Genomic DNA, 21,767 nt, shown 5'->3' on the forward strand with positions numbered 1-21,767 from the left:
TCAGCGTCCCCCGGCCATGACGACGTTCACGATGTACGGCAGCACCTCGTGCATGACGGGATCGTGGTCCAGCGGCACGACGACCGGCCGATGCCCGCCGTCGCGGAAGCGTGCGAGCAGCTCCCGGCGGATCTCCGGCCACTCTCGCACCGCGTCGTCGTCCCGGTCCGCCGGGGCGCCGCGCAGGTCGGCGGGCAGGCGGGGCAGGAGGCTGGGACCGTCTATCGCGTACGCGGGCCACTTGTCCGCCTCCGCCTGATGGTGGCGTAGCGCCTGCTCGAGGACGGCCTCCACCAGCGCGGCGCGGTCGTATCCCGACGCGGAGCCCACCGACGTGGTGCCGGCGCAGGCGATCAGCGTCGGGACGCCGAGGGAGCCGGTGATGTCGTACACGGTCGGATCGACGCCCAGGACGTCCAGCATGTCGAGGAAGCGCGGGACCAGCTCGGTCCGGCCGGCCGCGGCGACGTCGACGCGCGGGAACGGGCGCGTGGCATCCCCGATCTCCGCCAGGGTGATCCGGGCGGCCCACCCCAGCAGGCCCCGGCTCACCGCCTCGTCCCAGGTGAACCCGGAGGCCAGGCCGGGCACGTCGTCCACGGTCGGCAGCGCGCCGCGCAACACCGGAAAGGCGTCGGTCGCCGGTACGCCGCGAACGTCGTCGCCGAACAGGTCCCACCCCTGAACGAGGGAGTCACCGCCGGTACCAGCGCGTACGGCGCTCGCCGCGTACAGCTCACAGGCGCGGCGGGTCGCTCGGGCCCGGGCCTCGGTGAAGTCGGTGGCGACCGCGACGGCGGCCAGGCGCTCGCGGTCGAGGCCGGGCCGCAGCAGGGCGTCGGCGTACTCGGCCCGTGACACCTTCAGCGGCAACTGACCCCAGTCGCCCTCGTCCAGGCTGCCGAGCAGGCCGGTCCGCTCGTCGAAGCAGGCGGCCGCCGCGGTCGAGAACGCGTCGGCGGAGATCTCGGCTCCCTCGGCGAGGCGCCGTACGGCGGCGAGGAAGTCGGCGTCGCTCCGCACCGGCTCGGCACCGTGGACGGAGCACAGCGGGTGCGCGGTGACCGGATGGTTGGCGCTCTGCAAGGTCTCCAGGTCGATCCGGACCATGGCGGCGTCCGTCTCCAGGGGTCCGGCACCGGTGACGTGCTTGAAGATCTCGAACGCGGCCTGGTGCGCGACGATGGCGGCGGTCGGGCCGGCCAGGAATTCGCTGGTCACGGCCTCGGCTCGATCGAGGAAGCCGCAACCGTTCCCGCCGTCCTTCCCCTCGCCGCTTCCTTCGTCGCGGCCGAGCACGCGGAGCCAGGCGCATTCCCAGCAGGCTCCGGCGGTGCCGGTGACGAGCGGACCGATCCAGGCCTCGTCGCCCACCAGGACGGCCTGGATCAGGGCGATGCCGCGCTCCCGGCAGGCCCGGTTGATCGCGCGCGCCCGGTCGAGCATCGGCTTGTCGGATACGTGGATCACCACGTCGACGCCGTCGAGGTCGAGCGTGGGCTGTTCGGTCAGCGACTGGCGGGGGTCGCGCCGCCGGGCCCGCTCGGCGTGTTCGGCGATGCGCTGCCGGTCCGTCTCGGCTTCGCCGGTGACGGTCAACCGCACCTGCCGGGCACCGGTCTGCAGGCACGCCTGCACCAGGGCGACCAGCGAACGCCCGGCGCCGACGAGCAGGACCGTGCTTTCCCGGAATTGCTGGAACCGAAAGGCGGCGGAGTCCTGGTAATAGTCGATGAAAGCGATCTCGGACTCGAATGCCGCGAGCTCGCCGGCGTCCAAGTCATGGCCGCGGTCGGCGCCGACGTCCTTGACGAATCCCTTCTGGAGCAGGCCGGCAATCAGGTTCTCGACCATCCGGCGGCGCTGTTCGGAAAGGCCCGCGGTGATCTGTTCGAGCGTGTGTTCGCCGGTGAGGAACGGCGCCAGCTTGTCGACCCACTGGTAGACGTGCCTGCCCTCCAGCGTGAGGGTTCCATGATTGCTGACGAAATAGATTCCCTCCGCCGAGGGAAGGTACAGCGTGTCGTTCTTCAGCTTCGGCTTCACGCGCTCCATCCAGGGACTTCGCTTCCGGTGCTGCTCATGGAGTTTCGTGCGGGTGCGGCGCCCGCGTCATGCGGAACATGGCGATCCGCGATGCCGCGGACCCCGCACCCGTCCGTACGGTCAGCGAGTTTCCTCGCCCAGGGTCAGCCGCAGGGGCAGCAGCAGCAGCTACAGGTGCAGCAGCAGCAACCCGCGGAGGCGCCGACCTCGGTCATCCCGTGGCCCATGCCCAGGGACTGCAGGTCGGCGTCGGTCTCGCCCCCGAAGGCGAGGCTCTCGACCTCGAGATCCTCGAGGTCCAGCTTCAGATCTTCCACGTCGTTCTCCTATCGCTGGAGGTGTTCGGAAGCCGCCGCGATCTGCCCGGGATGCCACGGCGACTTGTCATTCCTAACACGACATTCGCGGCCATGTCAGCCTTGCCGATCCACAAACTTAAATTTTGTATTTGCGCCCGGAAAAAGGCAGCACGGAAAGCGCGATCCGGCATTCACCGCTCGCGCTTTTCATTGCATGACGAAGCCGCACGGCACCGCACAAGGCCGATGTCGAAGCGTGATCTCATTCCGCAAGGGCGGAACGGGGCAGGTGGTTCGACAACTGTCGAGTTTCGCACCCACTTCGCGAATTATCGCGCAGAACCTCGGCTACACAGAGCAGCCGGCCGTGCCGATCGGAACCATATACTCCCCCGATGAGTGGCTCGATTCTTGTACAGCTTGTCAACGATGTTGGACACCGTCAAGACCGGTGACCCACTCCACAGCTTTCCCACAGCCGCGACCCTCCACACAGGCCGGTGTGGGCGTCTTGTTAGGACAAGCTGCGCAGCAGGTCGAGCACACGGGGCCAGCACTCCCGGCTGGCTTGCTCGTCCGAGGCCACCGCGCCACCCATGAGCAGCCGGTCGAAGCCGGCCCGGCGAGGTCGTGAGGCGGTGCCGGGAACGCCGAGGAGATGACCCGCCTCGGGCATGAGCACATGCTCGTACGGATACCGGTGCCCGTGCCGCGAGAGCCGATCGACGATCAGCGAGCCGAAAAGCTCCGACGGCCAGAGCTGGTCCCGGCCCCCGCTGAGCACCAGCACCGGCCCGCCGATGCGCTCGACGGGAATCGCCGCCACCGCGACCGCGGCCTCCTGGCTCATCGCCCGCTCGAAGAGGGGCCGGAAGGCGGTCGGACGCCCACGGACGAAGGCGGTGAACATCTCCCCGTCCGCCGGGGTGGGCGGCGCCATCGGCACGAAGGGCACCGGGGTGCCGCCGTGGCTCCACGACGAGCGCGGAGCGCCCATCGCCAGGCGCGGATCGGAGGGTGTGGCCTGCCATGCCACGCTGCTCGGCACATAGGCGACCACGCCGCGGACCCGGTCCGGCAGGGCGGCGGCGAGCAGCAGCGCGAGCTCGCCGCCCCGGGAACGACCGAGCACCGACAGCCGGCCCGGGTCGGCCTCGGGCCGCCGCGACAGCCAGTCCAGGGCCCCGGCGAAGTACTCCAGCGGAATCTCGATCAGGTCCGACGGCAGCGGCGCCGTCCCGAAGTAGGCGACGGCCAGCGCGGCGAACCCCGCCCGGGCCAGAAGCCCCGCGGCGAACGCGGGCACGGCACCCTCGGAGCCGCCCACCACGAGCACCGCGGGATGCGGCCCCGGCGTCGTCGGAGCGCAGAGCACGCCGACCAGGTCGGGCTGGGAGACCCGCACCGACACGATGTCCGTCACACCCGCGCCGCTCATGGACGCCGCGGGCCCGACGCGACGAAGTCCTCGGCCGAGATGCCGTAGTGGTCCTCCACGGTGTTGGCGACGAGGTGACAGAGCAGGAACCGCTCCACCGGCCGTACGCCGATCCGGTTCAGATGCAGATAGAGGTAGTTGAGGGCGAACCGGAACGCCAGGAAGTCCGGATCGCGCTGCAGCGATTCCATCGCCCCGCCCGGGCCCTGCAGCCTGCGGTGAAAGTCACTGTGCCGCAGCATCTCCGGATCCCAGCCATCCCGTTCTTCGCCCGGCTCGGCGCCTCCCCCCGCCGCCGCTCCTGCCGCCGCTCCTGCCGCCCCGATCCTCTCCGCCGCCGCTCCTGCCGGCCCGGTCCTCTCCGCCGCCGCGAAGGAGAGTTCGCCGGAGGCGATGAGCCGCTCGGCGACCTCGCGATACCGGCGCAGCACGGCGAGCCAGTCGGCGACGAACGGCACCGGCTCACCGCGGCCGTCGAGACCGTCGAGGACCGTGACCAGGCGCTCTCTCAGCGCGGGCGCCTGGGCGCGATACCTGTCGTCGCACGACGCCCGGCGCGTGCCGGGATCCGGAGCGCGGACGATGAAACCCTCGGCGTGCGAACGGTACGAGATGAAACCGCGATCGATTCCCGGCCACATCGCGTGCGCCGTGGCCACCATGAAGTCGAAGGCGAGGGCCATCCGCCCGCCGCCACCGCGGACGTGCGCGAGGGCGCCGAACGCGAGGTCGTTGGTCTCGTGGTAGAAGTCCTCCAGCAGCTCCGCCGCCGCCTCGCTGCCGAGGACGGGTATGCGCCGGTCGTACGGGTCCCATCGCAGCGAGTTGTCCGGGTGGAACGGCGACAGCGGCCCCCATTCCTGCTCCTGCGGCGCGAGCACCTTGTGCACCGCGAGCAGCTCGCGCTCGTCGATCCGGGCGGTCGACGGAAAGGCCGCGAGGTGCCGGGACACCGCCCGCTCCACTGCCGGACGGATCACCTCGCGGAAGACCCGGTCCGACGCGCGCACGCCCAGCCGCAGGTGCGGTCCCCGGAGCCAGTGCCGTGTGACGACTAGACGCTCCGCGTGCGGGGCAAGCTCGGCGAACAACGGGCGTACGCACTCGAGGAGCAAGTCGTCCTTGTTCTCCTCGTAGTAGTAGATCTGAACCCCTTGCCACCTCGGCGAATCTTCACTCATGACGCGGTCCCCCCGGCCGGACTCGGCTTCGACTCGCCCTGGAGTCAACCAAAGGAGATCCGGGCTGTCCAAATGACACCGTCCACAAGCGGCGGCTCGCATGGTGGCGGCGAGCCATCGACAACCGTACGATGGCCCCGAACCGGACGCGTGCCTGATCGGGGGAAGCATGGCACGACATTTCGCTTTTGTGCCCTTGGCGGCGCACGGTCATGTCAATCCGACGTTGGCCCTGGCCGGAGAGCTGGTCTCCCGGGGACACCGGGTCACCTATGCCACCAGCGCCGACCATGCCCCGGCCGTCGCCCGCACCGGCGCCGCCGTGGTGGAGCTTCCGTGGAAGGCCGAGCTCAGCGCGATGGCGGGCAGCGGGTACACCGCCGGCAACATGCTGGCGATGATGGCCGCGGGCGTGACGGAGCTGACGGAAACCTTCGACGCCCTGGTGGCGGCGTTCAGCGAGGACCGGCCCGACTGTGTGTGCTTCGACATCATGGGCCTGCCCGGCCGGGCGCTGGCCGATCGGCTCGGCGTGCCGGGTGTCGCGCTGGCCCCCAACATGGTCGGCAACGCCCACTTCTCGCTGCAGTCCGTGATGTGGCCGGCGGATCTTTCCCCGTCCGATCCCCGGCTGGCGGCGATCGGGCGGGCGCTGGCCTCCTTCGCCGCCGAGCAGGGGATCAGCCCCGCCTCGGTGCAGCCGCTGTCCGCCCGGGTGCCGCTGCACCTCGTCTTCGTCCCCCGGGCGTTCCAGATCGCCGGAGACACGTTCGGCCCGGAGTTCCGGTTCCTCGGCCCGTCACTGCCCCCGCCGGTTCCGACGCCGCCCAGGGCACCGGCCTCGGCGGGACCGGCGGCACCAGCGGCACCGGCGACACCGGCAGCACCAGCAGCACCAGCAGCAGCACCAGCGGCAGGCTGGCGTCCGCGGACCCACGACCGGATCGTGCTGATCTCGCTGGGAACCGTCTTCAACGACCGGCCGGACCTGCTCCGCATCTGCCTCGACGCCTTCGCGGACAGCCCGTGGCACGTGGTGCTGGCGACCGGCCGGTCCGCGGTCCCGGGTCCCTTCCCGGCCAACATCGAGGTGCATCGCCACGTCCCGCAGCTCGAGGTGCTGCGGCACGCCTCCGTGTTCGTCTCGCACACCGGCATGGGCTCCACCATGGAGGCGCTGCTGCACGGGGTGCCGCTCGTCTCAGTACCCCAGACTCCGGAGCAGGCGCTCAACGGCCGGCGTGCGGCGGAGTTGGGGCTCGGCCTCGCGCTGGAGACCGAGAAGATGACCGCCGACATGTTGCGCGACGCGGTCGAGGACGTCGTCGCGGACGCCGGCATCGCGGCGAATCTGCGGCGCTGGCGCGACATGCTCGGGGCCGCCGGCGGGGCACAGGCCGGCGCGGTCGCCCTCGAGGAGTTCCTTGACCTGCGCACCACCGCCAACAGGAAAGTGACGCGATGACTGCTCTGCACCTCGTCGAGGTCGCCGGCGAACTCACCTGCTACACCCCTGCGGTCGAGAACCCGTTTCTCTCCGAAGCGGACCTCATCTACGAGGAGGTGTTCCGCCGCAACACCTACCTGCGCCGGCTGAAGCCGATCGGGCCGGATCCCTTCGTCGTCGACGCCGGCGCGAACATCGGGCTGTTCACCCTGTTCATCAAGCGCCACTATCCGGGAGCGTCCGTCGTCGCGGTGGAACCGATCCCCTGCAACGCCGAGGCGATCCGCGCCAACCTGCGGCTCTACGGGCTCTCCGGCGTCACGGTGCACGCCGAGGGGCTCTCCGACAAGGCCGACACCGTCGACTTCCACTTCTTCCCGTCGATGCCGGGCAACTCCACGGCGCATCTGGGCGGCAAGCTTGCCGACCGGGACACCATTGCCGCGTACGTCGACCGCGATCTGCTCGACCAGGTCTACCGGTACGACACGATCCGGGTCCCGGTACGGCCCCTCTCCGAGATCCTGCGCGAGTCGGCCTCCCCGGAGCTGCCGATCGACCTGGTCAAGATGGATATCGAGGGCGGCGAGGAAGCGGCGCTCGACGGCATCGACGAGCGAGACTGGTCACGGATCCGCCAGCTCGCGCTCGAGGTGCACAAGAGCCGCGAGACGCTGGACCGCCTCACGGAAAAGCTTCGCGCCAAGGGGTTCGCCGTGACGGTCCAGGACCCCGGGGGAACCCCGCAGGGCATCGACAACCGCCTGCTCTACGCCAGTCGGCCCTGAAACGCGAGTGGGGCGGTCGCATCACGCGACCGCCCCACTCGGTGTTCACAGACTCAGCGGTACGACCCGAAGTCGAAGTCGTCCAGCGGCACGGCCTGCCCGCTGGCCGGCCCGAAGCCGTAGTCGGTCTCGGGGTACCCGGTCATCGAGTACACCTTGGCCTTCGCCTCCTCGGTCGGCTCGACCCGGATGTTGCGGTACTTGCTGATGCCCGTACCGGCCGGGATGAGCTTACCGATGATGACGTTCTCCTTGAGGCCGACGAGCGAGTCGCTACGCGAGTTGATCGCCGCGTCGGTGAGCACCCGGGTGGTCTCCTGGAAGGAGGCCGCCGAGAGCCAGGAGTCGGTCGCCAGCGAGGCCTTGGTGATACCCATGAGCACCGGACGACCGGCGGCGGGCTCGCCGCCCTCGCCCACGAGCCGGCGGTTCTCCGACTCGAAGAGCGCCCGGTCGACCAGGACGCCCGGCAGGAACTCCGAGGCACCCGAGTCGATGACCGTCACCCGCTTGAGCATCTGGCGGATGATGATCTCGATGTGCTTGTCGTGGATGAGCACACCCTGCGAGCGGTAGACCTCCTGGACCTCACTGGTCAGGTGGACCTGGACCGCGCGGGGACCCATGATCCGCAGAAGCTCGTGCGGGTCGATGGTGCCCTCGGTGAGCTTCTCGCCGACGTTCACGTGGTCGCCGTCGTGGGCCCGCAGCTTGACGCGCTTGGAGATCTTGTCGTAAACGATCTCGTCGCTGCCGTCGTCCGGGATCACGACGATCTTCCGCGAGCGCTCGCCGTCCTCGATGCGGATGCGGCCCGGGGTGTCGGCGATGGGCGCCTTGCCCTTGGGCACGCGGGCCTCGAAGATCTCCTGCACACGCGGCAGACCCTGGGTGATGTCCTCACCCGCGACACCACCGGTGTGGAAGGTACGCATCGTGAGCTGCGTACCCGGCTCACCGATGGACTGGGCGGCGATGATGCCGACCGCCTCGCCGATGTCGACCGACTTGCCGGTCGGCAGCGACCGGCCGTAGCAGGCCGCGCAGACGCCCAGCTTCGACTCACAGGTGAGCACGCTGCGGACGCGGACGTTCTCGACACCGGCGGCGACCAGCTTGTCGACCAGGATCGAGTTGAGGTCGTCGCCACGCGACACCACGCGGTTGCCCTGCGCGTCGTCGATGTCGTCGGCCAGCGTCCGGGCGTGCACGCCGGTCTCGGCGTGCGTGTGCACGACGAGGGTGCCGTCGTCCAGCTTGTCCGCCACCTGCATCGGGATCGCGCGGTCGGTGCCGCAGTCCTCCTCGCGGATGATGACGTCCTGCGAGACGTCCACCAGACGCCGGGTCAGGTAACCCGAGTCGGCGGTACGCAGCGCGGTGTCGGCCAGACCCTTACGAGCACCGTGCGTGGAGATGAAGTACTCCAGCACGGTCAGACCCTCGCGGTACGACGACGTGATCGGCCGCGGGATGATCTCGCCCTTGGGGTTGGCCACCAGACCACGGATCGCGGCGATCTGCCGGAGCTGGAGGAGGTTACCGCGGGCGCCGGAGTTGATCATCACCCAGAGCGGGTTCTCCTGCGGCAGCGCCGTCTCCATCTCCTTGGAGATTTCCTTGGTCGCGTTGGTCCAGATGTCGATGAGCTCGCCGCGACGTTCCTCGGCGGTCATCAGACCCCGCTGGTACTGCTTGTCGATGCGGTCCGCCTCGCCCTGGTAGCGGGCGATGATCTCCGGCTTGCGCGGGGGACCGATGACGTCGCCCATGCCGATCGTCACACCGGACCAGGTGGCCCAGTGGAAGCCGGCCTCCTTGAGCGCGTCCAGGGTCGCGGCCAGGGCGACCTTGGGGAAGCGCTCGGCGAGGTCGTTGACGATCGCGGAGAGCTGACCCTTGCGGATCTCGTAGTTGACGTACCGGTAGCCCGGCGGCAGCGTCTCGTTGAAGAGCACCCGGCCCAGGGTGGTCTCGACGAGCACGGGGTCGCCCTGCTGCCAGTCCTCCGGGGTCTCCCACGGGGCCTTGCCGGCGCCGTTGTCGACACCGACCACCTCGCGGAGCCGGATCTTGACCGACGCCTGGAGGTGCAGCTCGCCGTTGTCGAACGCCATCCGAGCCTCGGCGTCCGAGCTGAAGACCCGGCCCTCGCCCTTGGCACCAGCGGTCTGGTGCGTCAGGTAGTAGAGGCCGATGACCATGTCCTGGGTCGGCATGGTGACGGGCTTGCCGTCGGCCGGCTTCAGGATGTTGTTCGACGAGAGCATCAGGATCCGCGCCTCGGCCTGCGCCTCGGCCGACAGCGGCACGTGCACCGCCATCTGGTCACCGTCGAAGTCGGCGTTGAACGCCGTACAGACGAGCGGGTGGATCTGGATCGCCTTGCCCTCGACGAGCTGCGGCTCGAAGGCCTGGATGCCGAGGCGGTGCAGCGTCGGCGCGCGGTTCAGCAGCACGGGGTGCTCGCTGATGACCTCTTCCAGGACGTCCCACACGACCGGGCGCTGCCGCTCGACCATGCGCTTGGCCGACTTGATGTTCTGCGCGTGGTTGAGATCCACCAGGCGCTTCATCACGAACGGCTTGAACAGCTCCAGCGCCATCTGCTTCGGCAGGCCGCACTGGTGCAGCTTGAGCCGGGGGCCGACGACGATGACGGATCGGCCGGAGTAGTCGACGCGCTTACCGAGCAGGTTCTGCCGGAACCGGCCCTGCTTGCCCTTGAGCATGTCGGACAGCGACTTCAGCGGGCGGTTACCCGGGCCGGTGACCGGCCGGCCGCGGCGGCCGTTGTCGAACAGCGCGTCGACGGCCTCCTGCAGCATCCGCTTCTCGTTGTTGACGATGATCTCGGGCGCGCCCAGGTCGATGAGGCGCTTGAGCCGGTTGTTGCGGTTGATGACCCGGCGGTACAGGTCGTTCAGGTCGCTCGTCGCGAAGCGGCCACCGTCGAGCTGCACCATCGGGCGCAGGTCCGGCGGGATGACCGGTACGCAGTCCAGGACCATGCCCAGCGGCGAGTTGCGGGTGTTCAGGAACGCGGCGACGACCTTGAGCCGCTTGAGCGCACGGATCTTGCGCTGGCCCTTGCCGGTGCGGATGATCTCGCGCAGCAGCTCGGCCTCGGCGTCGAGGTCCATGTTCTCCAGCAGCGCCTTGATCGCCTCGGCGCCCATGCCACCGGTGAAGTACTCACCGAAGCGGTCCCGCAGCTCACGGTAGAGCAGTTCGTCGGTGACGAGCTGCTTCACGTCGAGCTTGCGGAAGGTGTCGAGCACCTCGTCCAGCCGGTCGATCTCGCGCTGCGCCTTGTCGCGGATCTGGCGCATCTCGCGCTCGCCGGCCTCCTTGACCTTGCGGCGCACGTCCGCCTTGGCGCCTTCGGCCTCCAGCTCGGCCAGATCCTGCTCGAGCTTGGCGGCGCGCTTCTCGATCTCCGAGTCGCGGCCGTTCTCGGACTGCCGCTTCTCGGCGAAGATCTCGTTCTCGATGGTGGACATGTCGCGGTGACGCGCCTCGGCGTCCACGCTCGTGATCACGTACGAGGCGAAGTAGATGATCTTCTCGAGATCCTTGGGCGCCAGGTCGAGCAGGTAGCCCAGCCGGCTCGGCACACCCTTGAAGTACCAGATGTGCGTGACCGACGCGGCCAGCTCGATGTGGCCCATGCGTTCACGGCGGACCTTGGACCGGGTCACCTCGACGCCGCAGCGCTCACAGATGATGCCCTTGAACCGGACCCGCTTGTACTTGCCGCAGTAGCACTCCCAGTCCCGCTGCGGACCGAAGATCTTCTCGCAGAAGAGTCCGTCCTTCTCGGGCTTGAGCGTGCGGTAGTTGATCGTCTCGGGCTTCTTGACCTCGCCGTGCGACCACTGACGGATGTCGTCCGCGGTGGCCAGGCCGATGCGCAACTCGTCGAAGAAGTTGACGTCGAGCACTTGGACTATCCCTCGTGTTTCGTTGCTCGGATAAATTCCAGGCGGCGGGGGTATCCCCGGGAGTTGTCACCCCCGGGGATACCGTCCGTCAGATCTCTTCGACGCTGCTGACGCCCTCGTTCGGGCGCCGGGACAGGTCGATGCCGAGTTCTTCCGCAGCCCGGAAGACCTCGTCGTCCGTCTCGCGCATCTCCAGGGCCACGCCGTCGCTGGAGAGCACCTCGACGTTGAGGCACAGCGACTGCAGCTCCTTGAGCAGCACCTTGAAGGACTCCGGGATACCCGGCTCCGGGATGTTCTCGCCCTTGACGATGGCCTCGTAGACCTTCACGCGGCCCAGGACGTCGTCGGACTTGATGGTGAGCAGCTCCTGCAGCGCGTAGGCCGCGCCGTAGGCCTGCATCGCCCAGCACTCCATCTCGCCGAACCGCTGGCCACCGAACTGCGCCTTACCACCCAGCGGCTGCTGCGTGATCATCGAGTACGGGCCGGTCGAACGAGCGTGGATCTTGTCGTCGACCAGGTGGTTCAGCTTGAGGATGTACACGTAGCCGACGGAGATCGGGTCGGGCAGCGGCTCGCCGGAGCGACCGTCGAAGAGCTGCGCCTTGCCGTCGCCGTTGACCAGCCGCTTGCCGTCGCGGTTGACGAGCGTCGACTCGAGGAGACCCTTGATCTCCTCTTCCTGCGCGCCGTCGAAGACCGGGGTCGCGACGTTCGAGTCCGCCGGGGACTCGTGCGCCTCGATCGCCTTCAACTGCCGCTTCCAGTCGGCGTCCTCGCCGTCGACCTGCCAGCCGGTCTTGGCGATCCACCCGAGGTGGGTCTCCAGGACCTGGCCGATGTTCATACGCGAGGGCACACCGAGCGGGTTGAGCACGATGTCGACCGGGGTGCCGTCCTCCAGGAACGGCATGTCCTCGACCGGCAGGATCTTCGAGATGACGCCCTTGTTGCCGTGGCGGCCGGCGAGCTTGTCGCCGTCCTGGATCTTCCGCTTCTGGGCGACGTAGACCCGGACCAGCTCGTTGACGCCCGGAGGCAGCTCGTCGCCGTCCTCGCGGGAGAACGTGCGGACGCCGATGACCGTGCCGGTCTCGCCGTGCGGCACCTTCAGCGAGGTGTCCCGGACCTCCCGGGCCTTCTCACCGAAGATGGCGCGCAGCAGGCGCTCCTCGGGGGTCAGCTCGGTCTCGCCCTTGGGCGTGACCTTGCCGACCAGGATGTCGCCGGGCACGACCTCCGCACCGATCCGGATGATGCCGCGCTCGTCCAGGTCGGCGAGCATTTCCTCGCTGACGTTGGGGATGTCGCGGGTGATCTCTTCCGGGCCGAGCTTGGTGTCGCGGGCGTCGACCTCGTGCTCCTCGATGTGGATCGAGGTGAGGACGTCCTGCTGGACGAGGCGCTGCGACAGGATGATCGCGTCCTCGTAGTTGTGGCCCTCCCAGCACATGAACGCGACGAGCAGGTTGCGGCCGAGGGCCATCTCCCCCTCGTCGGTGCACGGGCCGTCGGCGATGACCTGGCCGGCCTCGACCCGGTCGCCCTCGAAGACGACGGGCTTCTGGTTGACACAGGAGCCGGCGTTGCTGCGGCGGAACTTGTGCAGCAGGTAGGTACGGCGGTGGCCGTCGTCCTGGTGCACCGTCACATAGTCGGCGCACAGGTCCTCGACCACGCCGCCGACCTCGGCCACGACCACGTCACCGGCGTCGACCGCGGCACGGTACTCCATGCCGGTGCCGACCAGCGGCGCCTCCGCCTTGACCAGCGGCACGGCCTGACGCTGCATGTTCGCGCCCATGAGCGCGCGGTTGGCGTCGTCGTGCTCGAGGAACGGGATCATCGCGGTCGCGACGGAGGTCATCTGCCGCGGCGAGACGTCCATGTAGTCGACGTCGGTGCCGGGCACGTAGTCGACCTCACCGCCCTTCCGGCGGACCAGGACGCGGTCCTCGGCGAAGGTGCCGTCGCTGGCGAGCGTCGCGTTCGCCTGCGCCTTGATGAACCGGTCTTCCTCGTCCGCGGTCAGGTAGTGGACCTCGTCGGTGACGCGGCCGTTCTCCACCTTGCGGTAGGGGGTCTCGACGAAACCGAACGGGTTCACCCGTGCGAAGGTCGAAAGGGCACCGATCAGGCCGATGTTCGGGCCTTCCGGTGTCTCGATCGGGCACATCCGGCCATAGTGGGACGGGTGCACGTCACGGACCTCGAAGCCGGCCCGCTCCCGAGAGAGACCACCGGGGCCGAGCGCGCTCAGCCGCCGCCGGTGGGTCAGGCCCGCCAGCGGGTTGGTCTGGTCCATGAACTGCGACAGCTGCGAAGTGCCGAAGAACTCGCGGATCGCCGCCGTGATCGGGCGGATGTTGATCAGCGTCTGCGGCGTGATCGCCTCGACGTCCTGCGTGGTCATGCGCTCGCGGACGACGCGCTCCATGCGGGACAGGCCGACGCGGACCTGGTTCTGGATCAGCTCGCCGACCGTACGCAGGCGCCGGTTGCCGAAGTGGTCGATGTCGTCGGCCTCGTAGCCCTCCTCACCGGCGTGCAGCCGGCAAAGGTAGTCCACGGTCTTGACGATGTCCTCTTCGGTGAGGGTGCCGCGGACGATCGGGACGTCGATGTCCAGCTTCTTGTTGAACTTGTAGCGGCCGACCTTGGCGACGTCGTACCTCTTCGGGTTGAAGAAGAGGTTGTCCAGCAGGGTCTGCGCGTTCTCCCGGGTCGGGGGCTCTCCCGGGCGCAGCTTGCGGTAGATGTCGAGCAGGGCCTCGTCCTGCCCGGCGATGTGGTCCTTCTCGAGCGTCGTCATGAGCAGCTCGGACCAGCCGAACCGCTCGCGGATCTGGTCCGCCGACCAGCCGATCGCCTTGAGCAGGACCGTGACGGCCTGGCGCCGCTTGCGGTCGATGCGGACGCCGACGGTGTCACGCTTGTCGATGTCGAACTCGAGCCAGGCACCCCGGCTCGGGATGACCTTGACGCTGGAGAGGTCGCGGTCGGAGGTCTTGTCCGGCTCCTTCGTGAAGTAGACGCCCGGCGAGCGGACGAGCTGACTCACCACGACGCGCTCGGTGCCGTTGATGATGAACGTCCCCTTGGGGGTCATCATCGGGAAGTCACCCATGAACACGGTCTGGCTCTTGATCTCGCCAGTGGTGTTGTTGGTGAACTCCGCGGTCACGAACAGCGGTGCGCAGTAGGTCAGGTCCTTCTCCTTGCACTCCTCGATCGAGGCCTTGACCTCGTCGAAGCGCGGAGAGGAGAAGGACAGCGACATTGTGCCGGAGAAGTCCTCAATGGGACTGATCTCTTCGAGGATCTCTGCGAGGCCCGAGAGGGCGTGCGGATCGTCCGTCGATCGGGCCTGCCACGCCTCGTTACCCACTAGCCAGTCGAAGGACTCCGTCTGGAGGGCGAGAAGGTTGGGGACCTCAAGTTGCTCGGTGATCCTGCCGAAAGAGATACGGCGGGGAGCGTAAGCGCTCGACGTACGACTGGTCTTCGCAGGGCGGGAAGCTGCCAAGATGCGTCCTTCCGAGGACCGGTGCTGCTGATGCGGCTGAGCTGCTGATGCAACTGTCTGCGCTGCTACCGCTCTGGGCACTCCAATGAACCCCCAGGAAGTCATCCGAATGGATGTCCCTGCAGGGCTCAAGGCAGAAGGCAGCGCAAACTAGCAGTGTAGCCGCTCGGCTAACCGCTGTCCAGCCCACACCGGAAGAAGCCTGCGGAACGTGCCCCCGCGGCTGCTGACCTGCGCCTCCACGGTCAGTGCCCGGTGCGGGGCCGCTCAGAACGCGGCTTTTCTCCATCGGTGCCGGTCTGCGGGACCCGAACAGATCCGGGCATACCCGCAGGGCGGCTGTCGCAAGCGCGGAAACTTGCTGATGTCAGCGTGCCTGTCGGCGGACACACAGTCAAGGGTTGTGCCGCGGGTCGGACCTGTGCCTTCCCCGGCCGCACGCGGCATAGCGGCGCTGGTGCTGCAATTGTTGCTGGTCACGCCTTTTGTCCGTCGGTGTTGAGACAGCAATGACAACAGGCGAGGACCCGTTGCGGGTCCTCGCCTGTTGCGCGAAAAACGGTGAAGCCTCAGGTCACTTGAGGGTGACCTTGGCGCCCTCGCCCTCGAGCTTGGCCTTGGCCTCCTCGGCCTTCTCCTTGTTGACACCCTCGAGGATCGCCTTGGGGGCGGCCTCGACGGCGTCCTTGGCCTCCTTGAGGCCCAGGCCGGTCAGCTCGCGCACGACCTTGATGACCTGGATCTTCTTGCCACCGTCGGCCTCGAGGACGACGTCGAACGAGTCCTTCTCGGCCTCGGCCGGGGCAGCGTCACCGCCGCCGGCGGCGCCACCGGCCACCATCGCGACGGGCGCGGCGGCGGTGACCTCGAAGACCTCCTCGAACTGCTTCACGAACTCGGACAGCTCGATCAGCGTCATCTCCTTGAACGCGTCGAGCAGCTCGTCGGTGCTGAGCTTCGCCATATCAGGCAACCTTTCGTTGTTTCTGTGGATGTAAGTCACTCCGCGCGGGCCCGATCAGGCCTCGGCGGAACCGTCCTGCGCGCGCTTGTCCTGCAGTGCAGCCGCCAGGCGTGCGACCTGGGCCAGCGGGGCCTGGAAGGTGCCCGCAGCCTTGGTCAGGTTGCCCTTCATGGCGCCGGCCAGCTTGGCCAGCAGCACCTCGCGAGGCTCGAGGTCGGCGATCTTGCCAACCTCGGCGGCCGAGATGGCCTTGCCCTCGAAGACGCCGCCCTTGATGACCAGGACGGGGTGGGTCTTGGCGAAGGCCCGAAGACCCTTGGCCGCCTCGACCGGGTCGCCACTGACGAAGGCGAGCGCGGTAGGACCGGCGAAGAGCTCGTCGAGGCCCTCGATGCCCGCGTCGCTGGCCGCCCGCTTCGCGAGCGTGTTCTTCGACACGGAGTACTTGGTCTGGTTGCCCAGCGAGCGCCGCAGCTCAGTGATCTCGGAAACCGTGAGGCCGCGGTACTCGGTCAACACGGTGGCCGACGAGTTACGGAACTGCTCCGTGAGCTCGGCGACGGCAGTGGCCTTGTCGGCCCGGACCGGCTTGTCCGCCATGTCCCTCCTCTCTCAATGCTCAAGAGCCGCTGGAGGTAGTGCGCGGACCCTCAACATGAGAAACGCCCCGGCGCAGGGCGCACGGGGCGGGCATGGGCGCGGTGAAACGCCGGCATGATCGCAAACCGTCCATCCTGCGCGGGTCGCCCGCCTGCTGCGGGACCTTCGGCCGCGACCCCCGTCCGGAGACGGCGACTGCGGCGACCAGCGGTCTATGGGTGGAACTTCAACACCGAAGAGTACGCGGCCGCGCGCCCCAGACCAAATCGGCCCCCGCCGCCGGATCAGGCGCGACTCCGCCGGAGCCACAGGTATACCGCGAAGGCCAGCGTGCACCACGTCAATGCCCACCCGCCGAGCAGCAGGAAGGTCCCGGCCGACGGCAGCGGCACCCCGGCGAGCGCCCGCGCGAGCGCCATCACCGGCGGCACCAGCCACGGCGCGACCGAGCCCTGCAGGCCCAGCACCACGCCCAGCACCACCCCGACGGCGAGCACCGTGACCCCGGCACGGATCGTGCGGGTGACCGCGCGGCTCGCCAGCGCCCCCAGACCCACGCCGGCCGCCAGGGACAGCAGGTGGGCGACGATGCCCAGGCCCACCCCGACCGCGGTGGAGGGCTCGCCGGTGCCGGGATCGGGCCCTCGGAGGGCACCGAGCGCCGGCGGGACGACGAGGGCCGCCGCGCAGAACACCAGCCCGGCCAGGACGGCGGCCAGGGCACCGGCGAAGGCTTCCCGGACCGGGCCGACCGCGACCCGGGCGAGGCGGCGCTGGACGTCCGGCTCGGTGTCGAGGACCACCTTGGTGAGCCAGGCGAACACGGGGAACAGCACGGCGGCGGAATAGCCGTAAGCCGAGGCGGCCGACGACTGTCCCCCGCCGTGCAGGATGCCGAGCACGGCCAGGCCGGCCATCAGCGGGGCGAGGACGCGGCCGCCGCGGAGGAAGCCGGCGAGGCGCATCCGGGTCAGGGCGATCATCGCGGCTGCTCCTCGCGTACGCCCAAGACGCGGTGACCGTCGGCACGCAGCCGGGCCACCGTCCGGTCGACGTCCGCGCGGCGGACCGCGACCTCGACCACCACGTCCTCGGTGTCCTCGGACGTCCAGTCGGTGGCGAGAGTGCCCTCGGCGACCATCCAGCGGGTCGCGTCGCTCAGGCCGGCGATCTCGTCGCGGTGGTCACTGACCAGCACCGCTCCCCCGGCGGCGGTCACCTCGGCGACGATCTCGGGGATCAGCGTGCGCGTCTGCGCGTCCAGGCCCTCCCACGGCTCGTCGAGCACGAGGAGGCCCGGGGTGACGAGGAGCGCCTGGGCTAGGCCCACCTTCTGCGCGGTGCCCTTGGAGAGGGTGTGCAGCGGGGTGTGCCGGTGGTCGCCGAGACCCAGGCGCTCGATCCAGCGGTCGATCTCGCGATCGCGGGGGAGACCGCACAGACCGCGCAGCGCCGCCATGCCGGTGAGGTATTGGCGCGTCGTGAAGGGCTGGTCGGCCGGAAAGCGCTCCGGAACCCACCCGACCACGGCGGGGCGATCGTGGACGGCGCCCCGGACCGGGCGCAGCACACCCGCGGCGAGTTGCAGCAGGGTGGACTTGCCGGCGCCGTTGCGGCCGAGGACGACGACCGTGGCTCCCGGCGCGACGGTGGCGCCCACCTCGCGCAGCGTCCACTCCGCGCGGCGCGCATATCGGAACCAGAGCTGCTCGAATCGCACCTCGGCAGCCTTGCACAGAAGAAGCCCCCGGGATCGTCCCGGGGGCTTCCGCTGTGGATGACGACTGTCAGGCCTGAGCCTCGCCGCGCAGGTTCTTGACCACGTTGGGGTCGACCGGCACGCCGGGACCCATGGTGGTGCTGACGGTGACCTTCTTGAGGTACTTGCCCTTGGCCGCGGACGGCTTGGCCCGCAGGACCTCGTCGAGCACCGCGCCGTAGTTGTCGATGAGCTGCTCGGCCGAGAAGGAGGCCTTGCCGATGATCAGGTGCAGGTTCGAGTGCTTGTCCACCCGGAAGGTGATCTTGCCGCCCTTGATGTCCGAGACCGCCTTGGTCACGTCCATGGTGACCGTGCCGGTCTTCGGGTTCGGCATGAGGCCGCGGGGGCCGAGGATCCGGGCGATGCGGCCGATCTTGGCCATCTGGTCCGGGGTGGCGATGGCGGCGTCGAAGTCCAGCCAGCCGCCCTGGATCCGGGCCACGAGCTCGTCCGTGCCGACCTCGTCGGCGCCGGCCGCGACGGCCTCCTCGGCCTTCGCGCCCTGGGCGAAGACGATCACGCGGGCGGTCTTGCCGGTGCCGTGCGGCAGGTTGACCGTGCCGCGGACCATCTGGTCCGCCTTGCGCGGGTCGACGCCGAGGCGCATGGCGACCTCGACCGTGGCGTCGAACTTGGTGGGGCTGCTCTCCTTCGCCAGCTTCACGGCCTCGGCGGGCTCGTAGAGCTTGCCGGCGTCGATCTGCTCGGCGGCCTTGCGGTAAGCCTTGCTGCGCTGCATTTCTCTTACTCCAGTGGTAGATGGCGGGACGCGCACATGCGCGTCCCTCCCACGAATTCCTCGGGGTGTTGCCTCAATCAGATCTTGGCGACCTGGTTGAAGTTCAGCTCGACCGGGGTCTCCCGGCCGAAGATCGACACCAGCACCTTGAGCTTCTGCTGGTCGGCGTTGATCTCGGAGATGGAGGCCGGCAGCGACGCGAACGCGCCGTCGGTGACGGTGACCGAGTCGCCGACCTCGAAGTCGAGGACCTTGACCTCGGGCTTGGCCTTCTTCTCCTCGGCCTCGACGGCCGGGGCGAGCCACTTGAGCACCTCGTCGAGCGACAGCGGCGCCGGGCGGTCGACCCGGTCGGTCGCGCCCACGAAGCCGGTCACGCCCGGGGTGTTGCGCACGCAGGAGTACGACTCCGGCGTCAGATCCATCCGGACCAGGATGTAGCCCGGGAAGACCTTGGCCTGGACCTGGTTGCGCTTGCCGTTCTTGACCTCGACCTCTTCGCGGGTCGGCACCTCGACCTGGAAGATGAAGTCCTCCATGTCGAGGCTCGTGATCCGGGTCTCGAGGTTGGTCTTGACCTTGTTCTCGTAACCGGCGTACGAGTGCACCACGTACCAGTCGCCGGGGGCGTAGCGCAGCTTCTGGCGCAGCTCGGCGACGGGGTCGTAGTCCTCGTCCGCCTCGGGCGCCTCCGCCTCGGGCGTGTCGCCCTCCGGGTCGACGGCTGCGGCCTCGACCGACTCGGCGTCGCCCGCGGTCGCCACCGAGGACTGCTCGTCGGCGGAATGGGCGGTCTCGTCGTCGTACTCAGGCACGCTTGCTCACTTCCGTAACTGTCAGCTTCAGTTGCCGAACGACGCCAGAATGGCCTTGCTGAACCCCAGGTCCAGCAGGGCGACGATCGCGGTCACCACGGTGACGAAGACGATCACGACGCTGGTGTAGGTCAGCAGCTCCTTGCGGGTCGGCCAGATGACCTTACGCAGCTCACTGACGACCTCGCGGAAGAAACCGCCGATGCGGTTGCCGCCCCGGCCTTCCTTCTTCGCCTTCGGCTTGTCGTCGTTCTCCGTGCGCTCCCGGACGGCGGTTCCGCCGCCGTGGGTCACCGGCTCGTCGACGTCGTCCTGGGCCTGGTCGTCGGCGACTGCGTCGTCGAACGCCTCGTCCTCGGGGCGGTCGCCTGCAGCGTCGTCACCGGGTCGCTTCCTCTCGGCCACTTCGCCCTCTTCCGTCGTCGGTCGGTGGATGTCACATCAGTGCGCCCCTACGCGGCGCACGGTCGTACCGGCGGCCCGCGCCGGGCGGTCCGCCGCCGGGCCGTACGGGTTCGGTGCGCAGGGGTGACAGGACTTGAACCTGCAGCCTGCGGTTTTGGAGACCGCTGCTCTGCCAATTGAGCTACACCCCTACGTGAGGGCGGCCATGCCCGCCGCACGCATGCGAAGGACAGGGTCGTTTTACCCCACGGCGGATTAGTGTACGGGTTCGCGTACGTGATTCCCAACCCGCCCCCTCCCTCGGAAGGGGGCGGGGCCCTAGCCGGGTGTCACCTCTTGCGGACCGTGGCGCGCGCCATGGCGAGAACCTTCTCGCCGTTGCAGGTCGCGGTGATGTCGATCTTGGTGAGCCCGTCGTCGGTGACCTCCTTGACGACCCCGCTCACGACGACCTCCGTGCCCTCGTCTGTGTCCGGCACGGGGACCGGGCGGGTGAAGCGGACGCCGTACTCGACCACGGCGTCCGGGGCGCCGGCCCAGTCCGCGACGGCCCGGCCGGCGAGAGCCATCGTGTACATGCCGTGGGCGATGACGCCGGGCAGGCCCACGCTCTCGGCGATGCGGTCGCTCCAGTGGATCGTGTTGAAGTCACCGGACGCGCCGGCATACCGGACCAGGTCGGCCCGGGTGACGCGGAAGGTGTGGGTGGGCAGTTCCTCAGCCATGGTCTTCCTCCCCGCGCTGGACGAGCTTGGACCACACCGTCACGACCGGCTCGCCGTCGACGGTGGAGACCTCGGTCCGGGTGGTCATGAAGTCGTGCCCGCCCCGGCTGGTGATCTCGTCGACGCTGTTGACGCAGACCAGCGCGTCGCCGGCGACGACCGGCCGGGTGTAGGCGAACTTCTGGTCGCCGTGCACGACGCGGCGGTAGTCGAGGCCGAGAGCGGGATCGGCGAGGATCTGGCGGCCGGAGGCGGTCATCGTGATCACGACCGGGAACGTGGGCGGCGCCACCACGTCGGGATAGCCGGCGGCGCGGGCGGCCTCCGGGTCGTGGTACAGGGAGTCGGTGGCGCCGATGGCGGTGGCGAACTCACGGATCTTCTCGCGGCCCACCAGGTAGGGCTCGGTGGCCGGCCAGCTACGGCCGACGAAAGACGGGTCGAGGGGCATGAGGGGAAACTACCCTGTCGGACGCCGCCGCATAAGAACCTGCACAGACCGCGCAGATTTGGGGCCGCACCCGGGAAGCGCGAACGGCGGCCACCCTTGGTGCAGGGTGACCGCCGTTTCGCGAAGGCTCAGCGGGTCTCGCGGTGCAAGGTGTGCTTGCCGTCCCGGGGGCAGAACTTCTTCAGCTCGATGCGGTCCGGGTCGTTGCGCCGGTTCTTGCGCGTGATGTAGTTGCGGTCCTTGCACTCCGTACACGCCAAGGTGATCTTGGGACGGACGTCGGTCGCCTTGGCCACGGCGGGGTGCCTTCCTGCTCACGGATTACATACGGCATACCAGCGTAGACGCTTGCCACGCAGACATGCAAAACGCCGGACGTCGCCCGGGGTCGCACGGCATCCGGGACAAGTCCCGGACCAGTAGCGGTGGCCGGACTTGAACCGGCGACACAGCGATTATGAGCCGCTTGCTCTGCCATCTGAGCTACACCGCCGCGCCAGGCTGAAATCCCGCGCCTGAGGGGCGGATCACGAACCCGGGTGGAGCCCCCTTACGGAATCGAACCGTAGACCTTCTCCTTACCATGGAGACGCTCTGCCGACTGAGCTAAGGGGGCACGCGCGATCTCTCGCTT

Annotated in this window: 18 protein-coding genes and 3 tRNA genes; 2 read left to right on the plus strand and 19 right to left on the minus strand. The window is 68.9% G+C overall.

Annotated features, from left to right (window positions below; all coding sequences use genetic code 11):
• The 4 genes from EDD30_RS15250 to EDD30_RS15260 form a co-directional block, all read right to left on the minus strand.
• The gene (locus EDD30_RS15250) at window positions 1-2,046 is read right to left on the minus strand and encodes a TOMM precursor leader peptide-binding protein (protein ID WP_170047122.1); all 2,046 of its coding nucleotides are present in this window, start codon (window positions 2,044-2,046) and stop codon (window positions 1-3) included.
• A 143-nt stretch (window positions 2,047-2,189) separates the two neighbouring features.
• Window positions 2,190-2,363: a thiomuracin/GE37468 family thiazolyl RiPP peptide gene (locus tag EDD30_RS39100; protein WP_170047120.1), complete on the minus strand. Its 174-nt coding sequence runs from the start codon at window positions 2,361-2,363 to the stop codon at window positions 2,190-2,192.
• A gap of 496 nt (window positions 2,364-2,859) precedes the next feature.
• Window positions 2,860-3,768 (minus strand): acyl-CoA thioester hydrolase/BAAT C-terminal domain-containing protein, encoded by a 909-nt coding sequence (locus tag EDD30_RS15255; RefSeq protein ID WP_084556126.1) that lies wholly within the window; start codon window positions 3,766-3,768, stop codon window positions 2,860-2,862.
• 11 nt (window positions 3,769-3,779) lie between these two features.
• Window positions 3,780-4,964 (minus strand): thiopeptide maturation pyridine synthase, encoded by a 1,185-nt coding sequence (locus EDD30_RS15260; RefSeq protein WP_071803305.1) that lies wholly within the window; start codon window positions 4,962-4,964, stop codon window positions 3,780-3,782.
• Between the two features lie 226 nt (window positions 4,965-5,190).
• Between EDD30_RS15260 and EDD30_RS38275 the strand changes: the two genes are divergently transcribed.
• Window positions 5,191-6,429 (plus strand): nucleotide disphospho-sugar-binding domain-containing protein, encoded by a 1,239-nt coding sequence (locus EDD30_RS38275; protein ID WP_170208269.1) that lies wholly within the window; start codon window positions 5,191-5,193, stop codon window positions 6,427-6,429.
• Window positions 6,426-7,199 carry an FkbM family methyltransferase gene (locus EDD30_RS15270; protein WP_071803303.1) on the plus strand — a complete coding sequence of 258 codons (774 nt, stop codon included), beginning with the start codon at window positions 6,426-6,428 and terminating at the stop codon, window positions 7,197-7,199. The genes EDD30_RS38275 and EDD30_RS15270 overlap by 4 nt, the downstream gene beginning before the upstream one ends.
• A gap of 53 nt (window positions 7,200-7,252) precedes the next feature.
• Here EDD30_RS15270 and EDD30_RS15275 read toward each other — a convergent pair whose 3' ends face one another.
• The 15 genes from EDD30_RS15275 to EDD30_RS15345 all read right to left on the minus strand — a co-directional run bounded on the left by EDD30_RS15275 (window position 7,253) and on the right by EDD30_RS15345 (window position 21,749).
• On the minus strand, window positions 7,253-11,143 hold the full coding sequence (locus EDD30_RS15275; RefSeq protein WP_071803302.1) for a DNA-directed RNA polymerase subunit beta': 3,891 nt from the start codon (window positions 11,141-11,143) through the stop codon (window positions 7,253-7,255).
• 88 nt (window positions 11,144-11,231) lie between these two features.
• Complete coding sequence (rpoB, locus tag EDD30_RS15280) at window positions 11,232-14,672, minus strand: DNA-directed RNA polymerase subunit beta (RefSeq protein ID WP_071803300.1); 3,441 nt, start codon at window positions 14,670-14,672, stop codon at window positions 11,232-11,234.
• 574 nt (window positions 14,673-15,246) lie between these two features.
• Window positions 15,247-15,636: a 50S ribosomal protein L7/L12 gene (gene rplL, locus EDD30_RS15285; RefSeq protein WP_071803298.1), complete on the minus strand. Its 390-nt coding sequence runs from the start codon at window positions 15,634-15,636 to the stop codon at window positions 15,247-15,249.
• A 54-nt stretch (window positions 15,637-15,690) separates the two neighbouring features.
• A complete protein-coding gene (rplJ, locus tag EDD30_RS15290; protein ID WP_071803296.1) occupies window positions 15,691-16,236 on the minus strand; it encodes a 50S ribosomal protein L10 in 546 nt (181 codons plus the stop codon).
• A 284-nt stretch (window positions 16,237-16,520) separates the two neighbouring features.
• Window positions 16,521-17,219 carry a hypothetical protein gene (locus EDD30_RS15295; protein WP_071803294.1) on the minus strand — a complete coding sequence of 233 codons (699 nt, stop codon included), beginning with the start codon at window positions 17,217-17,219 and terminating at the stop codon, window positions 16,521-16,523.
• The gene (locus EDD30_RS15300; RefSeq protein WP_071803292.1) at window positions 17,216-17,956 is read right to left on the minus strand and encodes an ATP-binding cassette domain-containing protein; all 741 of its coding nucleotides are present in this window, start codon (window positions 17,954-17,956) and stop codon (window positions 17,216-17,218) included. Before EDD30_RS15300 ends, EDD30_RS15295 begins: the two co-directional genes overlap by 4 nt.
• Window positions 17,957-18,023: 67 nt before the next feature.
• The gene (gene rplA / locus EDD30_RS15305) at window positions 18,024-18,737 is read right to left on the minus strand and encodes a 50S ribosomal protein L1 (protein WP_071803291.1); all 714 of its coding nucleotides are present in this window, start codon (window positions 18,735-18,737) and stop codon (window positions 18,024-18,026) included.
• A 77-nt stretch (window positions 18,738-18,814) separates the two neighbouring features.
• Window positions 18,815-19,552: a transcription termination/antitermination protein NusG gene (nusG, locus tag EDD30_RS15310; protein WP_071803289.1), complete on the minus strand. Its 738-nt coding sequence runs from the start codon at window positions 19,550-19,552 to the stop codon at window positions 18,815-18,817.
• A gap of 27 nt (window positions 19,553-19,579) precedes the next feature.
• Window positions 19,580-19,957 (minus strand): preprotein translocase subunit SecE, encoded by a 378-nt coding sequence (gene secE, locus EDD30_RS15315; RefSeq protein ID WP_071803287.1) that lies wholly within the window; start codon window positions 19,955-19,957, stop codon window positions 19,580-19,582.
• A gap of 118 nt (window positions 19,958-20,075) precedes the next feature.
• Window positions 20,076-20,148 (minus strand) — tRNA-Trp (locus EDD30_RS15320).
• Between the two features lie 138 nt (window positions 20,149-20,286).
• Window positions 20,287-20,682, minus strand: a complete 396-nt coding sequence (locus EDD30_RS15325; RefSeq protein WP_071803285.1) for a MaoC/PaaZ C-terminal domain-containing protein — start codon at window positions 20,680-20,682, stop codon at window positions 20,287-20,289.
• The gene (locus tag EDD30_RS15330; RefSeq protein ID WP_071803283.1) at window positions 20,675-21,133 is read right to left on the minus strand and encodes a MaoC family dehydratase N-terminal domain-containing protein; all 459 of its coding nucleotides are present in this window, start codon (window positions 21,131-21,133) and stop codon (window positions 20,675-20,677) included. Before EDD30_RS15330 ends, EDD30_RS15325 begins: the two co-directional genes overlap by 8 nt.
• A 128-nt stretch (window positions 21,134-21,261) precedes the next feature.
• On the minus strand, window positions 21,262-21,429 hold the full coding sequence (gene rpmG / locus EDD30_RS15335; RefSeq protein ID WP_071803282.1) for a 50S ribosomal protein L33: 168 nt from the start codon (window positions 21,427-21,429) through the stop codon (window positions 21,262-21,264).
• A 124-nt stretch (window positions 21,430-21,553) separates the two neighbouring features.
• A tRNA-Met gene (locus tag EDD30_RS15340) sits at window positions 21,554-21,626 on the minus strand.
• Between the two features lie 47 nt (window positions 21,627-21,673).
• Window positions 21,674-21,749, minus strand: a tRNA-Thr gene (locus EDD30_RS15345).
• Between the last annotated feature and the right edge of the window lie 18 nt (window positions 21,750-21,767).

The sequence above is a fragment of the Couchioplanes caeruleus genome (assembly GCF_003751945.1).
Lineage (GTDB): Bacteria > Actinomycetota > Actinomycetes > Mycobacteriales > Micromonosporaceae > Actinoplanes > Actinoplanes caeruleus.